Source organism: Enterococcus crotali (assembly GCF_000633635.1).
GTDB classification, from domain to species: domain Bacteria; phylum Bacillota; class Bacilli; order Lactobacillales; family Enterococcaceae; genus Enterococcus_L; species Enterococcus_L crotali.
The window spans coordinates 261,825-284,538 of the sequence record NZ_AYPQ01000007.1; the positions used below are offsets into that span (position 1 = coordinate 261,825).

Consider the following 22,714-nt stretch of genomic DNA (forward strand, 5'->3'; position numbering starts at 1 on the left):
TTCATAAAAAAATATATATTTAAACGGGTGTTTTATGCCCGCTTACATATTGGAATTAATAGGAGGAGGAACCCCATTCATGGCAAAGACAGGAATGTATGTAGGCCTTGATATTGGTACAACATCAGTAAAAGTTGTAGTTGCTGAGTTTATCGAAGGTCAAATGAATATCATTGGCGTAGGAAACGCAAAATCTGATGGATTAAATCGAGGGATCATTGTCGATATAGATAAAACAGTTAATGCGATTCAAAGAGCAGTAAGACAAGCAGAAGAAAAAGCGGGAATTCAAATTAAAAGTGTGAATGTGGGGTTACCAGCAAACTTACTTGAAGTGGAAAATTGCCAAGGAATGATCGCTGTAAGTAGTGAGTCAAAAGAAATCACTGATGAAGATGTTAGAAACGTAGCATCTGCAGCCCTGGTTCGTTCAACTCCTCCTGAACGTCAAATCGTAGCAATCTTGCCTCAAGAATTTACAGTAGATGGATTCGAAGGGATCAAAGATCCTAGAGGAATGATTGGCGTTCGTTTAGAAATGTTCGGCGTAGTTTTCACAGGTCCGAAAACAATTATTCACAATACTAGAAAATGTGTTGAAAAAGCTGGCTTAACAGTCAATGAATTAGTAATTATGCCGTTAGCTTTAACAGAAACAGTACTTTCAGATGGTGAAAAAGATTTTGGAACTATCGTGATCGATATGGGTGGCGGCCAAACAACGACTTCTGTGATGCATGATAAACAATTGAAATTTACTCATGTAAATCAAGAAGGCGGAGAGTTTGTTACGAAAGATGTTTCTATCGTATTGAATACATCATTCAATAACGCTGAAGCATTGAAAATCAATTATGGCGATGCTTATCCTGAAAGAACATCAGTAAGTGAAGAATTTCCAGTTGATGTGATCGGTAAGTCTGAACCTGTAAAAGTTGATGAACGTTACCTTTCAGAAGTGATTGAAGCTAGAGTAGAACAAATCTTTAAAAAATCTAAAGAAGTATTGGATGAAATCGATGCTTTAGAACTTCCAGGTGGAGTAATCTTAACAGGCGGTGGCGCAAGTCTTCCGGGTGTTGTTGATTTAGCACAGGAAATTTTTGATGCAAGTGTGAAATTGTACGTACCTAACCACATGGGATTACGTAACCCAGTCTTTACAAATGTGATCAGTATCGTAGAATATTCTGCTCAACTGAATGACATTTATCATATTGCTAAAGGTGCGATTCCAGGCGAAAAGATCAAACCATCACAGCCAATCGCAGTTCAACAAGAAGTACAATATGATACTTATACAGATACACCTCAAGATGATTACGACGATTCTGAAATTCATGAATCTGGTGAAAAAGTTACAGGCAAGATCAAAGACTTCTTCTCAAACATTTTTGACTAACAATTAAAACAGGAGGAAACGATACTATGGAATTTTCTTTAGATAATAACATTAACAATGGCGCTGTCATCAAAGTTATCGGTGTAGGCGGCGGCGGTGGTAATGCTGTTAACCGCATGATTGATGAAAACGTTAAAGGCGTTGAATTCATCGCTGCAAATACAGATGTACAAGCCCTTAAAAACTCAAAAGCAGAAACAGTGATTCAACTTGGACCTAAATATACACGCGGTTTAGGTGCTGGATCTCAACCAGAAGTCGGTCAAAAATCAGCGGAAGAAAGTGAACAAGTACTTTCAGATGCGTTACAAGGCGCAGACATGATCTTTATCACAGCTGGTATGGGCGGTGGAACAGGAACTGGAGCAGCGCCTGTAGTTGCTAAAATCGCTAAAGAATTAGGTGCTTTAACAGTTGGTGTCGTGACGAGACCATTTAGCTTTGAAGGACCAAAACGTGGACGTTTTGCTGCAGAAGGAATTGCTCTTTTAAAAGAAAACGTTGATACGTTATTGATTATTTCAAATAACCGTCTATTAGAAGTTGTAGATAAGAAGACACCAATGCTTGAAGCCTTCCGTGAAGCTGATAATGTTTTACGTCAAGGTGTACAAGGGATCTCAGATTTGATCACAGCACCAGGCTATGTTAACTTGGACTTCGCTGATGTGAAGACTGTTATGGAAAATCAAGGAACTGCTTTGATGGGAATCGGTGTTGCTAGTGGTGAAGATCGTGTGATCGAGGCAACTAAGAAAGCTATTTCTTCTCCATTATTAGAAACTTCTATTGATGGTGCTGAACAAGTATTATTAAACATTACTGGTGGCTTGGACATGACATTATTTGAAGCACAAGATGCTTCTGATATTGTAACAAGTGCTGCAACTGGCGATGTAAATATTATTTTAGGTACATCTATCAATGAAGATTTAGGTGATGAAATTCGTGTAACAGTTATTGCAACTGGTATCGATCCATCAAAAAAAGACCGCAAACCTGCGCGTCAAAATAGACCTACTCAAATTCAAACAGTACAGCAAGCGCCAGTACTGGATATGGAACAATCAAAACCATCACAGCCACAACCGCAAGAAGAAACAAGTGCGTTTGGAGATTGGGATATCCGTCGTGAGCAAAATGTAAGACCTAAAGTTGAAGATACGACATTTGAAAATGTTGAGAAAAAAGATTTTGAAACATTTCATCGTGAAGAACCATCACAAAACAATGACGATGAGTTAAACACACCACCATTTTCCGCAGAAAAAGATAGGAGCGATTTTGATCATGCTAGTTGAAAACTTAGAAAATATAAATCAAGAAATTCAGCTAGCATGCCAAAAATCTGCACGGTCAGACAATGATGTAACAATGATTGCCGTGACTAAATCAGTGGGAAATGAGCTTACCAAGGAGCTTGCTGAACTTGGTATTGAGAATATGGCTGAAAACCGAGTCGATAAATTACTAGCCAAAAAAGAGGCACTGAAAAATTTTTCATCTATTAAGTGGCATTTGATTGGTAATTTACAGCGTAGGAAGGTAAAATCAATAATAAATGAGATAGATTATTTTCACGCTTTAGACAGTTTAAAATTAGCGGAAGAAATCCAGAAGCGGGCAGAGAAGCAAATTTCCTGTTTTGTTGAAGTGAATATCACTGGTGAAAAAAGCAAACACGGATTTAAATCAGATGAAGTTCTTGATTTTATACATCAATTAGCTGAGTTTGATCGAATAAAAGTCGTAGGGTTAATGACTATGGCACCGTTAGAAGCTTCTGAGCAAGTGCTTCACGAAGTGTTTTCTAAGCTAAAAGAATTGCAAAAGGCAATAAATAATCAGCATCTGTCATATGCACCATGTACAGAGCTTAGCATGGGAATGAGTAATGACTTCCCAATCGCTATTGAAGAAGGTGCAACTTTTGTACGAATCGGAACAGCAATTTTCAGAGGTGCGTAAAGGAGGGGAATCTATGTCAATTTTTAGTAAAAATGCGTTATCGAGCTTTTTTGGATTATCTGGTGAAGATGAATATGATAATTATGATGAATATGAAGAGCAAAAGGTTGTGAATGAACAACCGCCAAGACAGACGGTTCGGCAAACACCAGCACAAGCGCAGGTACAAAGACCAACTGTAACTGAGCCGTTAACCGAAAAACCATCTGCTCGTTATCGTTCAACAGAAACGCATCAAGATAAAAAAGAAAGCCGTCAGGAAACAGCATTTAATGAGAAAAAGGTTGTCTCCATGCGTAGTTCTAATAACTCAAATTCAAAACGTTCGCAAGACACACCTAGTCCAGGAAGACCAGGTAAAATTACCATTCTTGAACCACGAGTGTATTCTGAGGCGATGAATATTGCAAAGCACATTATTGCAAGTGACGCCGTATTGATTAATTTTCATTTAGTGGAAGAAAATCAAGCAAGAAGAATTGTTGACTTTCTTACTGGGACTGTTTATGCGCTAGATGGAGATATTCAACGTGTAGGCGATGAAATTTTTCTTTGTACACCATCAAACATTGAAATCGATAGTGCTACGGCTCAATCGTTAGCTAAGAAACAAATGTTTGATTTTTAGTTAGGAGGTAATGAGTATCGCTCTATTTATATTTCTATTATATACAGGTGCACGAATCTACTCAGGCGTTTTAATCGTATATGCATTATTATCTTGGTTTCCAGGAGCATATGATTCTATGTTTGGTCGTTTGATTTCAAGAATTTCGGAACCTTATTTAAGCTTATTTGATCGATTAAACTTGAACATAGGTATGATTGGTTTTAATGTAATGATTGCAATTATTGTATTAAATTTAGCCGCAAGTGGATTAGGACGGATTTTACAATCACTATTGTATTAATAAAAGAAAGGATGATTTGTCTATGAACGCAAATGTGTATCAACATTTTCGAAAAGATGAGCATCCTTTTATTGATTCCGTTGGTGATTGGTTGGAACAAGTCGAAAGCCAATATGCTCCTTACTTATCTGATTTTTTAGACCCTAGACAGGCGTATATTTTAGAAACATTGATACGGCAAAATAGTGAACTTGAGTTTCAGTTTTATGGTGGGTATGAACATGCTGAGCGAAGACGCTGTCTGATTTTTCCTGATTACTATCAACCAAAGGAAGAAGATTTTGAAGTAGAATTACTAGAAATCATTTATCCTATAAAATTCTCAACATTATCTCATGGAAAGGTCTTGGGGACCTTGGTGAATACTGGGATTAAACGTGAGTATTTTGGCGATATTATTTCCGATGGTGATCGCTGGCAAGTGTTTGTTGCTAAAGAAATAGCCAATTTTGTTGTCGCTCAAGTAGAAAAAATCGGGAAAATAACTGTACGATTAGAAAAAAGAAATTATACAGAGATCATTATGCCTAAAGATGATTGGACGCATGAACGAACAACAATAAGTTCGTTGCGTCTGGATAATTTGATCTCTAGCGTATATAATATATCTAGACAGAGATCGAAGCAGTTGATCGAATCTGGAAAAGTCAAAGTGAATTGGACGGAGAATACAAGACCTGATTTCCTAGTGGACCTTTTAGATATTGTGTCTATTAGAGGGTTTGGCCGTATCCAAATTCAAGAGTTAGAGGGGAAGACGAAAAAGGACAAGTTTCGTTTGTTACTGGGAGTACTACGAAAATAATCCAAAGAGGTGAAGGAATATGGCATTAACTCCATTAGATATTCAAAATAAAAACTTCTCTACAAAAATGAGAGGATACAACCAAGACGATGTCGATGATTTCTTAGATCAAGTAACGAAAGATTATGAAGATTCTCTTCAAAAAACACGTGAGCTTGAAAAATCATTAAAACATGCAGAAGAAAAATTACAATATTTCAATGAATTAAAAGATGCATTGAACCAATCAATTATTGTTGCACAAGATACTGCAGATAAAGTAAAAACGAGTGCCAATAAAGAATCAGAAGTAATCGTTACGTCTGCTGAAAATACAGCTAATGAAATGATTTCATCTGCTGAAAAACGTTCAAGTAATCTGATTACATCAGCAGAAGAAAAAGCAAAAGAAATTCTGACAGATGCCACAGATCGTGCTCGTCAATTAGCTGCTGAAACAGATGATTTGAAGAAAAAAACACGTGTTTTCCATCAACGTTTAAGCTTGATGTTAGAAGCACAATTAGAGCAAGTGAAGAGTGAAGAGTGGAATGAACTGTTAAAACCATTCTCAAGTTATGTAAGCGACTCTCATACAGTTATCAAGGAAGTCTTAGCACAAGAACTTGATAAAAGTGATGATGTTGTTGTTGCAGATGAAGCTGTAACTGTAACGGAAGAACAACCAACGCTCGAGCAAGCTGCAATGGATCCAAAAGCAATGTTGGATTTACTAAATAAAGATCCTAAATAATTTCGTATATAAATAGAACAGAAAAGTCGATAACCATTCTTTTAGCGAGTCAATGATAGTGAAAGATTGACAGACCCTGGTATTGAAAAGATCCTCTATTTTACTCAAGTTTGAATGTAGTAAAACTTGACGAGTAATTTCGTTAACAATTAACAGAGGAAATAATTGAGTGTATCAATTATTTTAAATTTGGGTGGTAACGCGAGTACTTTCGTCCCTTGGGATGGAGGTACTTTTTTGCTGTTCATCACTCCACTCCGTTTCGATCACATCAATTTCTAAGAGCTAAAGCTCTAAGAATTGAAGGACCGCGACTTGCTCCGCCAGAGCGGATGATGAACAGTACTTGACGAACGAAAGTGAGAGAAGTGACCATACTAGTTCATCACTCCACTCCGTTTCGATCACATCAATTTCTAAGAGCTAAAGCTCCAAGAATTGAAGGACCGCGACTGGCTCCTCCAGAGCGGATGATGAACAGTACTTGGCGAACGTAAGTGAGAGAAGTGACCATACTAGTTCATCACCAAAATATCTGCTGAAGAATAAAACGTATTAACAGTCCTACTTATTAATAAAGACCTACAAATGAAAGCGAGGAAATAAAAATGAAAATGAAAGAAACATTACAGTTGGGAAAAACAGCTTTTCCAATGCGTGGGAATTTGCCAAACCGTGAGGTAGAATGGCAAAAAGATTGGGAAGAGAAAAAAATCTATGAAAAACGTCAAGCATTAAACGAAGGCAAACCAACCTTTGTTCTTCATGATGGACCGCCATATGCCAATGGAAATATCCATTTAGGTCATTCGTTAAATAAAATCAGTAAAGATATCATTATCCGTTCAAAATCTATGTCTGGATTCCGCTCACCTTATGTTCCTGGCTGGGATACACATGGATTGCCAATCGAACAAGTATTGACAAATAAAGGCATCAAAAGAAAAGAAATGACGCTTGCTGAATACCGTGAAAAATGTGAAGAATACGCGCGTTCACAAGTCGATACTCAGCGGACTGACTTCAAACGTTTAGGTGTTGCTGGGGATTGGGATCATCCTTATATTACATTAGATCCAACTTATGAAGCAGCTGAAATTCGTGTGTTTGGAAAAATGGCTGAAAAAGGCTATATCTACAAAGGGTTAAAACCAATTTACTGGTCTCCATCTAGCGAGTCTTCATTAGCAGAAGCTGAAATTGAATATAAAGATGTTAAATCCCCATCTATTTATGTTGCATTCAAAGTAGTTGATGGTAAAGGAATCCTGGATACAGATACATCATTAATCATTTGGACGACAACACCTTGGACACTTCCAGCAAACTTAGGGATTTCTGTAAATCCTACGTATCAATATGTGGTTGTTCAAGCATATGGTAAAAAATACGTTGTTGCTAAAGATCTTTTAGACACAGTTAAAGAAGCAATCGGCTGGGAGGATGTTGAAGTTCTTGAAACCATCTCTGGTCAAGACATGGAATACATGACAGCTCAACATCCATTTTACGACCGTACATCATTAGTTATGTTAGGAGATCATGTCACATTAGATGCTGGTACTGGACTAGTTCATACAGCTCCTGGACATGGTGAAGATGACTACATTGTAGGGAAAAAATATAATTTAGATGTTCTTTCACCTGTGGATAATCGTGGTGTATTTACAGATGAAGCGCCTGGATTTGAAGGAGTCTTCTATGATAAAGCGAATCCGATGATCACAGCATTGCTTGATGAAAAAGATGCGTTGTTAAAATTAGATTTCTTTACACATAGTTATCCACATGACTGGCGTACAAAGAAACCTGTCATTTATCGTGCAACACCGCAATGGTTTGCATCAATCGATAAATTCCGCCAAAATATCTTAGATGAAGTTGAAAAAGTTGATTGGATCCTTCCTTGGGGGAAAACACGTCTTTACAATATGATTCGTGATCGTGGCGATTGGGTAATTTCTCGTCAACGTGCGTGGGGTGTCCCACTACCTATTTTTTATGCTGAAAATGGTGAAGCAATCATCACACCTGAAACAATTGAGCATGTAGCGAATTTATTTGCTGAGCATGGATCAAATGTTTGGTTTAAACGTGAGGCTAAAGAATTATTACCAGATGGATTTACACATCCTGGTTCTCCAAATGGTGAATTTACAAAAGAAAATGATATCATGGATGTTTGGTTTGATTCTGGTTCTTCACATGAGGCTGTATTACGCCAACGTCCAGAGCTGACTTTCCCTGCTGATATGTATCTAGAAGGCTCTGATCAATACCGTGGCTGGTTTAATTCAAGTATTACAACAAGTGTAGCCATCAATGGTGTGGCACCTTATAAAGCCGTTTTATCTCAAGGATTCACATTAGATGGTGAAGGCCGTAAAATGAGTAAATCATTGGGGAATACGATTTTACCTGACAAAGTGATCAAACAAATGGGTGCGGATATTTTACGCTTGTGGGTAAGTAGTGTGGATTATGAAGCAGATGTACGTGTTTCAATGGATATCTTAACTCAAGTTTCTGAAGTTTATCGTAAAATCCGTAATACAATGCGTTTCTTATTAGCAAATACAAGTGATTTTGAACCAAAAGAACACACAGTTGCTTATGAAGAGTTGCGTTCTGTGGATAAATACATGGTTGTTCGATTAAATCAAGTGATTCAAGAAATTCGAGAAAAAGGGTATGAAAAATACAATTTCATGCAAATTTATCGTTCAGTAATGAATTTCTTAACAGTGGATCTATCGTCATTTTATTTGGATTTTGCGAAAGATGTTGTCTATATCGAAGCAGAAGATAATTACCAACGTCGTTGCATGCAAACAGTATTTTATCAAATTGCTGTAGCTTTAACAAAACTGTTAACACCGATCATTCCACATACTTCTGAGGAAATCTGGAGTTTCTTAAAAGAAGACGAAGACTATGTTCAGTTAGCTGAATTCCCAGGTTATGAAGAATTTGCAAACCAAGAAGAGTTATTGGATACGTGGGCTGCGTTCATGGACTTTAGAGATAACGTCTTAAAAGCATTGGAAGAAGCGCGTAATTCTAAATTGATCGGTAAATCGTTAGAAGCAAAAGTAACGGTTTATCCTAATGAACAAATCCGTGAATTGTTAAAAGCTGTGGATGCAGATATCGCGCAATTATTGATTGTTTCTGATTTTGAGGTCGCGGCAGTAACTGCAGCCGTTCCTGAAAATGTTGAAAAATTCGATGATATGTCGATTCTTGTAGAAAAAGCAGCAGGTGAAACGTGTGAACGTTGTCGTGCGGTACGCACAGATGTTGGTGAAGATGAAAAGCTTCCGCACTTATGTGGACGTTGTGCCACAATCGTTGAAGAAAATTATCCAGAAGCTGTTGCTGAAGGATTTGAAGCGTAATAAAAAAGGACTCTGGAAAAAATTCCAGAGTCCTTTTTTATTCTAATTTACCGCGTTCACGATACCAGATATCAGGCTGCCAATCCCAGGTGAATCCATCTTTTTCTAATAAATCAAAAGCTGCCTCAGGACCCATTGAGCCTGCTGCGTAATTAGGAAAGTCTACAGATGTTTTATCCCAAGCCTGACGAATAATATCAACAATTCGCCAAGATTGAGCTACTTCGTCCCAATGAGAGAAGTTTGTGCCATCTCCGTTCAAACTATCCAATAATAGCTTTTCATAAGCTTCTGGACTATTGCCGGTTGTCTCTGCGCTATGACGGTAATCTAGTTTTACCGGAGTTGTTGTAAACCCTTGCCCAATTTCCTTGCCATTGAGAGTCATTGAGAAGCCCTCAGTTGGTTGAATATAGATTGTTAAGACATTTGGGGGCAAATCCGTTTTTTCGCCGCATTTATCAATGTCATCTTTGAAGACATTGACTGGAACTTGTTTAAAGACAATATTGATACGTGTGCCTTTTTCTGTTAAACGTTTACCAGTACGGATATAAAATGGTACGCCGGACCAACGGAAATTGTCGATTAAAAATTTACCAGCAACAAAGGTTTCAATTTGAGAATGTTCATCGACATTCGGCTCCTCACGATAACTAACAAATTCTTGATTATCAAGTTTCCCTTGTCCATATTGGCCACGGACAAAGTTTTCTAAAGCTTCTTCTTCAGAGTAAAGGCGAATCGCTTGTAAGGCTTTTACTTTTTCAGCCCGAATTTCAGCTTCTGAAAAAGCAACAGGAGGTTCCATAGCTAACAATGAGACGACTTGTAAAATGTGGTTTTGAACCATGTCTTTTAATGCCCCGCTATGGTCATAGTAACCACCGCGATCTTCCACACCTAGACTTTCAGCAAATGTGATTTGAACATTGTCGATATAGCGATTATTCCATTGAGATTCAAAGATATTATTAGCAAAGCGAATAGCAGAAATATTTTGAATCATTTCTTTCCCTAAGTAATGATCGATCCTGAAAATATCCTTTTCAGGGAAAACTGCCCGAATTTCCTCATTCAATTGATAGGCTGAGTCATAATCAGCACCAAATGGTTTCTCGATAACCAAACGATCAAAACCATTATCAGTTAAAATTGCCTGTGATTTTAAGTGCTGCACGATTGTACCGAAAAACTGCGGAGCCATTGCCAGATAATAAATGTGGTTGCCGCCTAATTCATATTTATCATTTAGAGTATCAGATAATTCTTTGAGCGTATCGTAGTGCTCAGAATCATTGACATCGTGGGATTGATAATAGAAGTGGCTTGAAAAAGCATCTGCTTCTTCTTTTGTCGGATTTAAGTCCTTGATCGTTTCGCGGACTATTTCCCGGTAATGTTCATCAGACCAGTCTCTTCTTGCCGTACCAATAACTGCAAAGTGTTCTGCTATACTTCCTTTACGATATAAACGGAATAAAGAAGGATAGAGTTTTCGTTTTGCTAAGTCACCTGTACCGCCAAATATAGTAAATAGAGCTATTTTTTCGTTCATATTCATTCCCCGCTTTCTTATTATAATTGATCAACAAAAATCGTACTTGCCGCTTTGTAGCTGATCGCCAATTCTTTGTTATTATTACTAATCCTGATCGGCCCCTCATAGGCCGCAATTTCATTGATCGTATATTCTTCATGAATCTGTAAGTCAATCGATACGAGATAGTCCAATAGCTCTTTTTCGTCTAAGACACGAGCAATACGAATCTTAGTTCCGACAGGATAGTCTATTAATGTTTGACGTTTTTCTTCGTGGACAGGTTGATTATCTCCTGGGATAACGCCGCCATGAGGACAAAATTTGGGCTGATTTAAGTACGCGGATAAACGATTTGCTAATGTTTGGGAAGTAACATGTTCTAAGACCTCTGCATCATCATGAACTTCGTTCCACGAGTAATTTAAATGTTCAACTAAGAATACTTCCCATAATCGATGCTTGCGAATAAGTGTACTTGCTTTTTTCAGTCCTAACTCTGTCAGTTGGACACCTTGGTAAGGAGAATGTACAACCAGCTCTTCTTTTACTAATTTTGAAATCATCTCACTAACAGATGCTGCTGAAACATCTAAACCTGAGACGATTTGCTTATTGTTGATTTTATTTTCATCGCCACCTAGCTCAAAAATCAGCTTTAGGTAGTCTTCACGATTGGGGGTCATATTGTTCATCCTTTCAAAGAAGCCATCAAGATAAGTTTATCAGAAAATTGTTTTTTTGACCATTTAATAATATGTTAATCTTAAAAAAAATGTGTGTTTTATTATTTGAAGAAGAAAATAAGAAACAAACGCTTAATTGATAACGTTTTCTAGCGTATGCTAACCAAAATTGCTTTTTTGTATAACGAGTTTTAAATGACAAGAGGTTGAATTGTTAAAAATAAATTAGAATTTTTTTGAATAAGCTGAAAATTGTTTATTGTGATCGTTTCTATTCTTTAAAAGGATATTGACTATTCAAGTAAGTATCTCTAAACTGATTAGAGTAACGAAAATAAAGGAGAAGTTAAATGAAAGTACCAGTAATGTGGAAAGTGTTAGGTTGTTTTCTTGTTGTAGTTCCTCTGATTGGCTTGTTTGGACTAGTTAAATTAGGTGCAGAGCTTGGAATCGGGATTGTTTATGAGGCATTGGGCACAATCATGTGGCTTAGTTTGTTCAGTGTCATTTTTTCTGTTATTGTAGGTGTATTGTTATTCAAAGGAAGTATTTGGGGATATCATTTAACCAAAGTGTTAATAGGAATAAGTGTTCTTAATGGAGTATTACTAATTTTTGATTTTGATCCAGTTACTTTCTATTCATTACTAATTAGAATAATCGTTCTTTCCCAGGTGATTTATTCAAAGAAAACAAATTTATATTTGTCAGAGTTAAGACATAATGCGAAAAGGAAAATAGCATAGCTACCTGTAAAACATGCTTCGACTATACGTCTGGGTATGTTTTTTATTTATGATCGAACGAGACTTTTAATACTACTTTGTTTTATAATGAAAGTATCATTTTCAAGGAGCGGACAAGACGTGAAACAAAACCAATACATTTTATCGATAGATCAAGGAACAACAAGCTCAAGAGCCATTATTTTTAATCATGATGGGCAAGCAGTGGCTAAAGCACAAAAAGAGTTTACTCAGTACTTTCCACATCCCGGCTGGGTGGAGCACGATGCAAACGAGATTTGGAATTCTGTCCAATCTGTCATTGCAGATGTGTTGATTGAATCAAAGTTAAAGCCAGATCAGATCAAAGCAATTGGGATCACCAATCAGCGTGAAACCACAATTGTTTGGGATAAAAAAACAGGAGAGCCCATTCATCGTGCTATTGTCTGGCAATCAAAACAAACCAATGAAATTGCAGACCAACTTAAAGCAAGTGGCTATCTAGCATTTATTCAAAAACGAACGGGTTTAATCATTGACTCTTATTTTTCTGCGACTAAGGTAAAGTGGTTATTGGATCATGTTGAAGGCGCTAAGGAACAAGCAGAATCTGGTCAGCTTTTATTTGGTACGATTGATACTTGGTTATTATGGAAGCTAACTGGTGGCAAGGTACATAAAACCGATTATACTAATGCCAGTCGGACGATGCTGTTTAATATCCACAAACTAGATTGGGATCAAGAAATTTTAGCGATTCTAGGAATTCCTAGAGCGATGTTGCCTGAGGTTTGTTCAAATGCAGAAATCTATGGATATACTGAAGATTATCATTTTTATGGAGAAAATATTCCTATTGCAGCGATGGCGGGGGATCAACAGGCTGCTTTAGTTGGACAGGCGGCTTTTGAAAAAGGAATGGTCAAAAATACCTATGGCACTGGGGCCTTTATCGTTATGAATACCGGAGAGTCTGCGATTTTGTCTGAAAAGGGTTTGTTGACTACCATTGGCTATGGAATTAATGGTCAGATCACGTATGCTTTAGAAGGCAGTATATTTGTAGCAGGTTCTGCTATCCAATGGCTACGTGACGGATTAAAACTATTTAAAGAGGCTAGTGACTCACAAGCGTTGGCTGAACAAGTGACTGATTCAGATGGTGTCTATGTTGTTCCGGCTTTTACTGGCTTAGGCGCTCCTTACTGGGATCAAGAAGCGCGTGGCGCAGTTTTCGGGATCACCAGAGGGACAACGAAGGAACACCTGATTCGTGCGACTTTAGAATCGATTGCTTATCAAAGCGCAGATGTAATCAACACGATGGAAAAAGAGTCCAATATTGAAATTAAATTATTAAGAGCAGATGGCGGCGCTACTAAAAATGACTTGCTAATGCAATTTCAAGCGGATATCATCAATAAGCCTGTTGAGGCGGCAGATTTTTCTGAAACAACCGCATTAGGTGTGGCATATTTAGCTGGTTTGGCGATAGGTTTTTGGAAGGACTTAGCTGAAATAAGTGCGTTTGCACATAGTAGTAAACGTTTTGAAGCCAGAATCACTGAAGAAAAACGAAACGAATTATATGATGGGTGGCAACGAGCAGTGCATGCAACAATGGCTTATAAGAAAAAAGAATAGATGTTTTACCCAAAAAAGGAAGAGATAAGGGATGAATGACAAAACAAAAAGCTGGCAAGCACTTGTAGGATCATATCAAGAAATTTGTCCGGATGAGCGTTTACAATTGTATATTGATCGTTATTGGTTTTCTTATGCAGAAAAGTTAAGCCCTCCAGCTCGAATCATTCCTGATTTATGTTCAGATTTGATTTTTTTGATCAGCCCGGAATTTGATATTTTAGAAGCTACTATTTGCGGACCCAATACAAGCTTTTTTTATTCTCGTGTGGATCGTCCAACCATGTTCTTTGGCATCCGCTTTTATTTAAATGGAATGTACCCATTTCTGAAGCATTCGCTGAATGGGCTAAAGAATCAACGAGTTGAATTAGAGTCGATTAAAAAGTCGATGGCCGCAGCTCTAATCGATCATTTATCAGGTAAAACAACGCAAAGCGAACTCATTAAAAGTGCTAATCATTATTTTTTAGAAAAATTAAACCGTTTGAAGGACAACAGAATTTCGTCTCCTATATATGAATTTATCACAAGACAAGATTATTCCCTTAACTACAATGAATCTGTCGCTAATAGCTCGCTTTCTGAAAGAAGTTTGCAGCGTTTATTCAGGGAAGAAACAGGTTTATCTCCTTATGAAGCGTTTGATGTTTTAAGATTTCAAAAGGTTTATCAAGAGCTCATCAATTTTCCTCAGAAAAAACATCTAGACTTAGTTGGAAAATATGGTTTTTTTGATCAAGCACACTATAGTCGGAAACTGAAAAAAATGACTGGCTTGACTCCGCAAGAAATTCGTCAACATGTCGGTATTTTACAAGACATGAAGTAACTCGTTGATTATAATAAAGAAAACAAGTTGGGGGAGATTGATATGAAATTAGATATGGTAGGAATCATCGTCGAATCAATGGAGCAAACGATTTTATTTTATGAGCGCTTAGGCTTTGAAGTTGTAGGAGAAAAAGAGGCAGATTATGTCGAGCTGAATAATGATGGAATAAGAATCTCACTAAATACTAAAAAAATGATCGAAGGGGTTTATGGATTTCAACCCAAAAATGAAGGGGATAAAATCGAATTAGCCTTTTTGTGTGAATCTGCTACAGAAATCGATCAATTGTGTGAGAATATGAAAAACTTTGGCTATGAACTATTTAGAGAACCTTGGGCAGCTTTTTGGGGACAATATTATGCCATCATCAAAGATCCTAACGGGAATTTGCTGAGCTTGTTTTGTGCTATTGATTAAGAAGTTGAGCGAGTCAGGAGGAATCCAGTTATGGAAGAGAAAATTCAGTATCTAAAAAAGAAAGCTCAACAATGGCCAGGTGCAACTGTTGTATACCGGGAAGACTGGGATTGTGATTATTTTGCGATCGAGCAGAAATGTTTTTGCATGCTTGGAACGAATAAAGCAGGTGAAAAGATAATGACAGTCAAAGGCAATCCAGAGGAAAATGAATTGTTAAGAGAACAATATTCAGATGTCGTTCCAGGTTACTATGCTAATAAAACGCATTGGAACTCGTTTAAATTGGAAAACTCATCATTTACAGAGGAACAGCTAGCTATTTTTTTAAAGAGATCTTATGAGTTAGTCTTAAAAAAGCTACCTAAAAAAGTACAAATAAAATACATCTAACCAAAGATAAAAACGCCACTTTAGAAGAGTCCTAAAGTGACGTTTTTTTAGGTGTTATGCATGATTTAAATAGAAATTGACCAAGGTGATGATCCATAGATGTGCTGGATAAAATACATAGAATAAATATTTAAAGATTGGCTGATTGCTTCCTTTTTTACCATTATATAAATGGATAAAAGGAATTACTGTAATAAATAGAAATTCTGGGTTCATTTCAAGTTGTAGCTTGATTATTTCAAAAGAGTAGTGCGGTAAGCCAAGAACCGGGATTATAAGTGAAGGGATGGCAAAAAGGAGATAAGAAATGTCTCTTTTTTTCGCATTATCTCTAAAAAAATAACTCAGCAACATAAATGGAATAACGATCGGTCCACCTTCTGTTGGGATCAAGCCTATAAAAGCCGCTAGTGTTAAAACGATTGCTAGGATAGTTGCTATGGTTTTTGATAATCCTTCTTTCCTCTGTTTAGCGAAATCAATCAGTGTTAAGATCGACACTCCAATCGCTAATGTTAGGAAAATATTGTTGCGTATCTGGTACATTGGATCTTTGATCATCAATGTATTGATCAATGTATTGCCAATCAGCATGATAGCGGCCCAACTATAAAGACGGAGCAAATAGTTTTTCCGATTTCTTGTATAATGGAATCCTTCAACTGCTGTAAAAGCAAAAAAGACAGCTACACAGCGGGTTAACATGTGAATGGGTAGATCGAATTGTGGGGGTAAAAGTGGTGTAAGATGGTCAAGCATCATTAAGCCCATCATAATAAGTTTTAATTGATTTCCGTTCATTTCATTCTCCTAAATATATATTTTTTTAACTTTTTATAGTATAAAAAAAATAAACTTATTTGGCGTGGGAATGAACGAACAAAAACCTTACAAAAATGACATTAGGTAGTAAGATGATCGTTTAATGAATGTATTCATTCTGACTACGATAAAAATCATAAATCGATTTTGCGTAAATATACGGGATGAATTCATTTTGAGCAAGCATAAGCAAATACTCGTTCTCAGTTACCCATTTCATTTCACAGACTTCTTCTTCTTGTAACTGGAGCTCCTCAAGTGTTACGTCTTTTGTAACAAAGTAAATCTCATCCCATCCCTCTTCAAATGACACGGTCAAACGGCTGGGTGTGTCTTTTAAATCAATCAAGAGGCCAGTTTCTTCTAGTAGCTCACGTTCGGCTGCTTGAAATAATTCCTCTCCTGTACTAACAGCACCGCCGGCAGTATAATCCCAGTAATTTGCCCATGATTTTTTTGTTGATTGGCGTTTTTGGATAAGTAGTTCACTAGCACTATTAAAAATTAGTACTGAAACCACAAAACGATAGTTACCTTTTAGATTTTCCTCCATTGATTTTTAGTTTTAGTCAGCTATTTACGTTACTAGTTTCCTAAAGGGCTGCGAGAAATCCCCATGGATAAGTGTTCTTTCTCTGATATTTCCTTCTTTAAATAAACCAATGGACTAGTCTCAAATAGTTTGTCTAGTTCATTTTGACGAGCAAATTCTTGATTGAAGCCGTTCAAAAGTGATTTAAACCACTGTTCTATCTCTAAAGGATATAAATTACCGCCTATAGAAGATAAGCGGTTGAAACCTAGATCGATTTTTTGTTTAAGATCGATCTCACCACCAGCATAGATATAAATCTCTTTATTGATTGCAGAACGTAAGTCACGAATACGAGTGCTGTCTCCGGCTTCTTTGAGACCGATGATATTCGCTTTTTGAAAGACCTCTACAAGTGAATCTGTCGATATATCGAATCCAGTCCGTTTTGGATTATTATAGATAATAATTGGCTTATCAAGTATGTCTGAAATTTTCTCTACGTAAATAACAGCTTCTTTTTGACTAGGTAGGATATAAGGAGGGAAACCTAATAGAACACCTGAAATTTTAGTTGAGGAATTGATATTCTCTGCCAATAGTATAGCTTCCTTTTGACGGATACTAGCTACACCAAAAATAATTTCAAAGTCATTTTTGATTCTGGTTTCTTTTTCTATAGCATTTAACATGGATATTTTTTCTTGTAAAGTCAGGCTATGCTGCTCTCCAGTTGATCCACAAACTAAAACAGAACGGACACCAACACCTTGTAAATAGAGAATATGTCCGAGCGTATCTTGTATGTTTAAGGTTTCATCGTTATAGAATGCTGTTGGGACAGCAATATGATACTCATTTATTAAGTTATAGTTCATACATGCACCTTCTTTTTAATATCTAACAAGAAGAGTGTAACAAAAGAGCAGATACTTAGGCAATCTTATTTCTAAGCAATTTTGAATGAAGCATCTCAATGTGTGGCAAATCGACCTGATCCTTGTCTTGTATTTTTAATTGATTATATGTGATCGTCTATTTCCTTTATTTTAGAGTTATGATAAGCTTGACTAAGGGTTGGATAATTATTTAATAAAGGAGAAAAAAATGAAAAAAACTGTATTATTTTGTGGGGTGCTTGTGCTTTTAATGAGTGGCTGCACAACGAGAGATGGGGCAGATTCAACATCTGGCAGTACATCGACAGAGACTAGTGTTTCTAGTAGTACGACTGAGAGCACAACGAAAGAAACCGTCAAAAAAAAGAGCAAAGCGAAGAAAACATCGGAGCCATCTACTACGAGCGAAAGTAGTCAGAAAAAAGAAGTTAAAAAAGTGGAAACTGACGGGCAACTATTTGTACCAAATCCAGAAGATGATGACGAGGAAGTAAGCTATCAATCATCAGGAGAAGGGAATATATCAGCGTTTGTTCCAGACTATTCACAATATAATAAAGAACAAGTAATCAGTAAATTAGGCGAGCCGAGTCAAGTGATCACAGATGCCGCAGTGATTCGAGAAAGACTTGAGGGTAGTGAATGGGACCTGATCAAGGCTCAGTTTGATCTAGGTAAATTAACTGAAGATCAAGCAAAAGCATTTATGTTTGCTACGGCAGATCTATCTTTGGCAGCTGCAATTAGTATGGAATTGGAATTGCTCGTTTACGATGATCAAAATAAACCTAATGTCTATCTATCTGAAAATCAAGTGAAATTCATTACACCTATGACGGATTATATTGAGTTTAAAGGGAAGATAAGTACCCTTTAATGTGACAGAGTAAGGTGACTGAGTCACAAATATTTTAGTAGCTTTTAGGGACTGAGATATAACTAGAAGAGTTATATCTCAGCCTTTTTTATATTCCAGAGCTAATTGCTTAAATCAAAAAATTATGTTAAAAAAGTAATAAATGCTAAAAGAAAGAAGGACACTTTTATGAGAAACGATATTTGGTGCGAGTACAAAACAGAAGCACCTATGATTTCACGAAAAGAACAGCAAGAAAATGTTAAGATCATTCAACTGTTTGCTGAAAATGGTCTCTTGAAAATTGGTGAAACAAGTTATCCCATCGTCTATGGCGACCTATATTTTATCGATGCTCAACAAAGTTATTTTATTGAAGAAGTAGAAGAAGAATTCGTGCAAAGTACAATCATGCTATCAGCAAAAATGTTAACGAAACTAGCAAAAAGCCTTGATTTTGAAGGTGAATATCATAAAATTCTTGAAAAGAACGGGCATTTCCATGTTGCTTCTCCCCACTATAAAGCGATCGATAAACGTTTTAAAGAGGCTCATAGTGTGTTTAAAGCGGATAAGCCGCTAACAAAGGCTTTATTTGTTTCAAGAGTGATTGAATTGTTCAATTACGCTGTTGTCACTTTAGAAAAAGGCAAATAAAGAATGTAAAACAGTTGTTGACTCTCCCCTTACTGGAAGCTATATGATAAGAATGTCTCGAGACAAAGAACAACCTATTTATCTATACAGATCAAACTTTAGGAGGTAATTATGCTATCAATTGGTGATTTTTCAAAGGTTTCACAAGTTTCACCTAAAACGCTTCGTTATTATGATGAAATCAATCTACTGAAACCAAATTTTATAGATGCCCAAAGTGGGTATCGTTACTACGATGTGGGACAACTTGAAACGATTCTTTTGATCAAACGATTAAAAGAATATACATTTTCTTTAGATGAAATCAAACAGGTCCTGGAAAGTGAGCAAGATCAAACATTGCTTCAAGTAACAATCCATAAGAAAAAAGCCGAAATTTCACAAAAAATGCATGATTATTCCCTATTGCTGAAGCGGATCACCGATGATTTAACAACGCTAGAAGGGGGAAACAAACTAATGTCTTATCTAAATGAAATCGAAGTCAAACTTACGGAGGTTCCTGAAATGAATCTTCTGTACTTTAGAAAACAAATGAATGTAAATGAGTACGGGAAATATATAGGGGAATTATTTGGTCGTCTCACAACAGAAAAATTTACGCCAACAGGCCCGCCATTAACGATTTATCATAGTCCTGACTTTGATCCTGAAAATAGTGACATGGAATTAGCCGTACCAATTGCTGAACAAAATGAACAAACAAGAGTTTTTCCAGCAAGTTTATGTGCTATGTCTACGTATACCGGACCATACAAAGAATTGTCTTCTGTCTACAGTAAGATTTTAAAATGGATAGAAGAGCAAGGATATACAATGAACGGGGCACCTTTTGAAATCTATCAAACCGATCCAAATACCACAGACCCTAATAAAAACGTAGTGGAGATTTATTTTCCAGTAGCACTCTGAATGCAATAAATTAAGTCGTAACAAAAAACAGCAATTCGCCAGATAATTTTTCTGTTGGATTGCTGTTTCTTGTTCGTAAGCATCAAATTAAAAAAATTTTAAAATAGACCTTGAAAATTATTTTAATAGGATTTACGCTGTATTTGAGAACGACGTTGATCAATATCCTCTCAAAAAATAAAAGAGGAGCTAAATAATGAACATTGAAAGAATACCCTGCCAACGAATTTTTTATTTAAGACGAATCGGTCCCTATGGAAAAGCCAATAAGGAGCTGATGATTAGGCTAAAGGAAAAACTAAAGGAAGAAAACATGTTTGGCCAAGAGACGATTATTTATGGAATTGCTTGGAGTGATTTAGCTACACCAAAAGAAAAATGCCTATATGATGTTTGTGTTGTTGTGGCAGCGGAACAAAAGCCAATTGAAGGAATGAAGGAGACCGTGCTTGAAAATGGCAAATATGCTATTTTTGAAGTGAAGCATACTAAAGAAGCAGTTCAACATTTTTGGACAGAGTTTAGCAAGAAAAAACTTCAAGAAGAAAACTCGTTTGTGATTGATTTCAAGCGACCGATTTTAGAAAGATATACGGTAAAGCAAGTTGCTTTAGGCAATTGTGAATTCTGTGTGCCAATCGACTGATTAGAAAGTAAAAAACGTAAGATGAAGTGGTGCTTTTTTAGTGTGCCACTTCATCTTAATAGTAGTTGAGTCATTTAATCCTGAGTGAAAATAGCCTCAATTTCTTTTTGCTTTCGAATAATAAACGCTAGCATTTCTCGATTTGCTTTAGCTAATTTTTTAAACGTAAGATCATCATTATCCCTATCACCAAAATAGGCCACACAAATCATTTGGATACCGCAAATAACATAAAAAATAGCGGATTTTTCAGCTTTTGTTAATGGATTTTTTTGGTCATAGCCTTTTAAAATCATCGCGAGTACAGGCAACCAGTCATTATAATCTTCTACTGGCGTTTGGCTCAAGATACTTGTTGCACAATAACAAGGATCAAACAAGCGAATGTTTTTCTCAACTAAATCAAAATCGATAAAACCGTTAACTTTATTTTCTAAAAACAAAATATTTTCGAAGTTCGGATCACGATGGATAATTTGTACAGGAAGTTTTGAGTACAGCAGACCAAACGCAGTAGGATAATCTGAAAAAAAAGCGGTAGGAATTTCTAAGGACCATTGTTTGACTTGTTTTTTTACATCAGGTAGAGCCCATTGTGTAACCGTTTTAAAGAAATCAGAAGGATCACATAAAATGCGTTCTTCTAATGCTATAAAAGCATTATGAAGCTGAGCGATCGCGGTACCATAAGCTAAGGCATAGGTATCTGTTTCGAAAATAGTTTGAATCGCTAATGGATCGCCTTTGATGCCTTTTTTTAAAATAAATAGCCCGTCATTTTCAATAAACTGCTGGCCATCAATTGTCGGAATAGGTAAGGATGAGGCTAAACCTTGTTTGTCTAAAGCTTCAGCAATCGCAATGTTTTTTAACTCACCATTTCGATCTATAGTGTGATGCAGATAATTATCTGAGCCCACTTTCCAAACCATTTTTGGTTGGTGAAGCCCATTTGTTGTTGAGCTTTGTTCAATTGTTGGGGCCCAATCAAGCTTCCAATTGCTTAAAACGTTTTTTAATTCTTGCTTATTTAAGTGCATAAAGAAAATCTCCTTTTGTTTTGAGTTATCCAGTTCATTTTTGTAAAGGGTTAAATATTTTTTAGGAGAACAACCAAACTCTTTCACAAACGCTTTATAAAAGCCAGCATAGGTATCAAATCCATAAGAAAAAGCAACATCGACCGCTTTTTTCCCAGAAGCTATCTCATAGATGCCTCTTTTTAATTTGCGAGTTAAAATATAAGCTGATAAAGACATCCCTACAGCAGCAGAAAATTGGCGATAAAAATAGTAAACTGAATAACCTGCTTGCTCCGCTAAACGTTCAGCTGTAAGTGGGGTGTGCAGTTTTTTTTCAATCTCGTTTAATAACAAAGTCAATACTTCTGGTGGCATAGGCTGTCCTCTCTTTTCATGAATAATTAGAGTATACATGATTCTAACAAGAAAAAGGTTTCCTCTAGTGCGCAATATAAAATTTCCTCAAAACTATTGACTATATTTGTTTTTCGTGATAAATTGTTTAGAAATATATGAGAATGAAATGAAATAACGATGATCAGAAGAGTAGATGGAGGGATTCGTTTTAGAGAGTTTCCGGTTGCTGCAAGGAAATAGCGAATCATCATCGAACACGCCTGTAAGTTGTTTTTTTGAACGAAGAAGTTTAGTGTAACGAGATTTGTTCACTTTTCTAAATCTAGTAGGAAAAATCGGAGAGTCCGTTATCACTCATTAGTTTATCTAACTAACAGAGGCTTTTGCTGTGAAGTGAAAGCGAATCTGAGGTGGGACCACGTGAAAATTTTCTCGTCCTCTTGGCTTATTTGCAAGGGGGCGTTTTTTATTGGTTGGAAGAAAGCTGGGTGTTCTCTAGCACTACGCTTTCTTCCGATTGCTTCAATTTCTAAGAGTGAAAACTCAAAGGA

At 36.6% G+C, this 22,714-nt stretch carries 23 protein-coding genes and 1 other annotated feature; of the genes, 17 read left to right on the forward strand and 6 right to left on the reverse strand.

The genetic code is table 11. The features are described 5' to 3' along the window. Positions 1–79 precede the first annotated feature (79 nt). From ftsA to ileS, 8 genes are all read left to right on the forward strand, one after another. A complete protein-coding gene (gene ftsA, locus V192_RS0116180) occupies positions 80–1,402 on the forward strand; it encodes a cell division protein FtsA (RefSeq protein WP_025873352.1) in 1,323 nt (440 codons plus the stop codon). A gap of 26 nt (positions 1,403–1,428) precedes the next feature. Continuing rightward, positions 1,429–2,703: a cell division protein FtsZ gene (gene ftsZ, locus V192_RS0116185; RefSeq protein ID WP_025873353.1), complete on the forward strand. Its 1,275-nt coding sequence runs from the start codon at positions 1,429–1,431 to the stop codon at positions 2,701–2,703. Then, positions 2,693–3,370: a YggS family pyridoxal phosphate-dependent enzyme gene (locus V192_RS0116190; protein ID WP_025873354.1), complete on the forward strand. Its 678-nt coding sequence runs from the start codon at positions 2,693–2,695 to the stop codon at positions 3,368–3,370. Before ftsZ ends, V192_RS0116190 begins: the two co-directional genes overlap by 11 nt. A 13-nt stretch (positions 3,371–3,383) precedes the next feature. Beyond that, positions 3,384–3,998: a cell division protein SepF gene (locus V192_RS0116195; protein ID WP_035011517.1), complete on the forward strand. Its 615-nt coding sequence runs from the start codon at positions 3,384–3,386 to the stop codon at positions 3,996–3,998. Between the two features lie 10 nt (positions 3,999–4,008). Then, a complete protein-coding gene (locus tag V192_RS20510) occupies positions 4,009–4,281 on the forward strand; it encodes a YggT family protein (RefSeq protein WP_035011519.1) in 273 nt (90 codons plus the stop codon). 22 nt (positions 4,282–4,303) lie between these two features. Next, positions 4,304–5,086, forward strand: a complete 783-nt coding sequence (locus tag V192_RS0116205; RefSeq protein ID WP_025873357.1) for a YlmH family RNA-binding protein — start codon at positions 4,304–4,306, stop codon at positions 5,084–5,086. 19 nt (positions 5,087–5,105) lie between these two features. Beyond that, the gene (locus tag V192_RS0116210; protein ID WP_025873358.1) at positions 5,106–5,819 is read left to right on the forward strand and encodes a DivIVA domain-containing protein; all 714 of its coding nucleotides are present in this window, start codon (positions 5,106–5,108) and stop codon (positions 5,817–5,819) included. 608 nt (positions 5,820–6,427) lie between these two features. Then, positions 6,428–9,217: an isoleucine--tRNA ligase gene (gene ileS, locus V192_RS0116215; RefSeq protein ID WP_025873359.1), complete on the forward strand. Its 2,790-nt coding sequence runs from the start codon at positions 6,428–6,430 to the stop codon at positions 9,215–9,217. Positions 9,218–9,254: 37 nt separating this feature from the next. Here the strand turns inward: ileS and zwf are convergent, their stop codons facing one another. Continuing rightward, positions 9,255–10,775: a glucose-6-phosphate dehydrogenase gene (zwf, locus tag V192_RS0116220; protein ID WP_025873360.1), complete on the reverse strand. Its 1,521-nt coding sequence runs from the start codon at positions 10,773–10,775 to the stop codon at positions 9,255–9,257. A gap of 20 nt (positions 10,776–10,795) precedes the next feature. Then, a complete protein-coding gene (efaR, locus tag V192_RS0116225; protein ID WP_025873361.1) occupies positions 10,796–11,443 on the reverse strand; it encodes a transcriptional regulator EfaR in 648 nt (215 codons plus the stop codon). A gap of 350 nt (positions 11,444–11,793) precedes the next feature. On the opposite strand from efaR, the gene V192_RS0116230 reads away from it, so the two are divergent. From V192_RS0116230 to V192_RS0116250, 5 genes are all read left to right on the forward strand, one after another. Beyond that, the gene (locus tag V192_RS0116230; RefSeq protein ID WP_025873362.1) at positions 11,794–12,189 is read left to right on the forward strand and encodes a hypothetical protein; all 396 of its coding nucleotides are present in this window, start codon (positions 11,794–11,796) and stop codon (positions 12,187–12,189) included. 87 nt (positions 12,190–12,276) lie between these two features. Beyond that, complete coding sequence (glpK, locus tag V192_RS0116235) at positions 12,277–13,815, forward strand: glycerol kinase GlpK (protein WP_051581971.1); 1,539 nt, start codon at positions 12,277–12,279, stop codon at positions 13,813–13,815. A gap of 31 nt (positions 13,816–13,846) precedes the next feature. Continuing rightward, a complete protein-coding gene (locus V192_RS0116240; protein WP_025873364.1) occupies positions 13,847–14,647 on the forward strand; it encodes an AraC family transcriptional regulator in 801 nt (266 codons plus the stop codon). Between the two features lie 42 nt (positions 14,648–14,689). Further along, entirely contained in the window at positions 14,690–15,067 is a 378-nt protein-coding gene (locus tag V192_RS0116245; RefSeq protein WP_025873365.1) for a VOC family protein, read from the forward strand. Positions 15,068–15,097: 30 nt separating this feature from the next. After that, positions 15,098–15,460 carry an MmcQ/YjbR family DNA-binding protein gene (locus V192_RS0116250; protein ID WP_025873366.1) on the forward strand — a complete coding sequence of 121 codons (363 nt, stop codon included), beginning with the start codon at positions 15,098–15,100 and terminating at the stop codon, positions 15,458–15,460. A 54-nt stretch (positions 15,461–15,514) separates the two neighbouring features. Here the strand turns inward: V192_RS0116250 and V192_RS0116255 are convergent, their stop codons facing one another. The 3 genes from V192_RS0116255 to V192_RS0116265 form a co-directional block, all read right to left on the reverse strand. Then, a complete protein-coding gene (locus V192_RS0116255; protein ID WP_025873367.1) occupies positions 15,515–16,261 on the reverse strand; it encodes a TraX family protein in 747 nt (248 codons plus the stop codon). A gap of 121 nt (positions 16,262–16,382) precedes the next feature. Beyond that, positions 16,383–16,802 (reverse strand): NUDIX domain-containing protein, encoded by a 420-nt coding sequence (locus tag V192_RS0116260; protein ID WP_025873368.1) that lies wholly within the window; start codon positions 16,800–16,802, stop codon positions 16,383–16,385. Between the two features lie 65 nt (positions 16,803–16,867). Beyond that, entirely contained in the window at positions 16,868–17,692 is an 825-nt protein-coding gene (locus V192_RS0116265) for a dihydrodipicolinate synthase family protein (protein WP_025873369.1), read from the reverse strand. Between the two features lie 229 nt (positions 17,693–17,921). Here V192_RS0116265 and V192_RS0116270 point away from each other — a divergent pair, with 229 nt between their 5' ends. The 4 genes from V192_RS0116270 (at position 17,922) to V192_RS0116285 (ending at position 20,784) form a co-directional block, all read left to right on the forward strand. Continuing rightward, on the forward strand, positions 17,922–18,590 hold the full coding sequence (locus tag V192_RS0116270; protein WP_025873370.1) for a DUF4947 domain-containing protein: 669 nt from the start codon (positions 17,922–17,924) through the stop codon (positions 18,588–18,590). A 168-nt stretch (positions 18,591–18,758) separates the two neighbouring features. Further along, complete coding sequence (locus tag V192_RS0116275; RefSeq protein ID WP_025873371.1) at positions 18,759–19,226, forward strand: hypothetical protein; 468 nt, start codon at positions 18,759–18,761, stop codon at positions 19,224–19,226. A 111-nt stretch (positions 19,227–19,337) separates the two neighbouring features. Then, complete coding sequence (locus V192_RS0116280; RefSeq protein WP_025873372.1) at positions 19,338–20,138, forward strand: MerR family transcriptional regulator; 801 nt, start codon at positions 19,338–19,340, stop codon at positions 20,136–20,138. Positions 20,139–20,334: 196 nt separating this feature from the next. Continuing rightward, complete coding sequence (locus V192_RS0116285) at positions 20,335–20,784, forward strand: AraC family transcriptional regulator (protein WP_025873373.1); 450 nt, start codon at positions 20,335–20,337, stop codon at positions 20,782–20,784. 74 nt (positions 20,785–20,858) lie between these two features. On the opposite strand, the gene V192_RS21005 is transcribed toward V192_RS0116285, so the two are convergent. Continuing rightward, complete coding sequence (locus V192_RS21005) at positions 20,859–22,181, reverse strand: helix-turn-helix domain-containing protein (RefSeq protein WP_051581973.1); 1,323 nt, start codon at positions 22,179–22,181, stop codon at positions 20,859–20,861. A 150-nt stretch (positions 22,182–22,331) separates the two neighbouring features. Then, positions 22,332–22,606, forward strand: a binding site (T-box leader). Positions 22,607–22,714 lie beyond the last annotated feature (108 nt).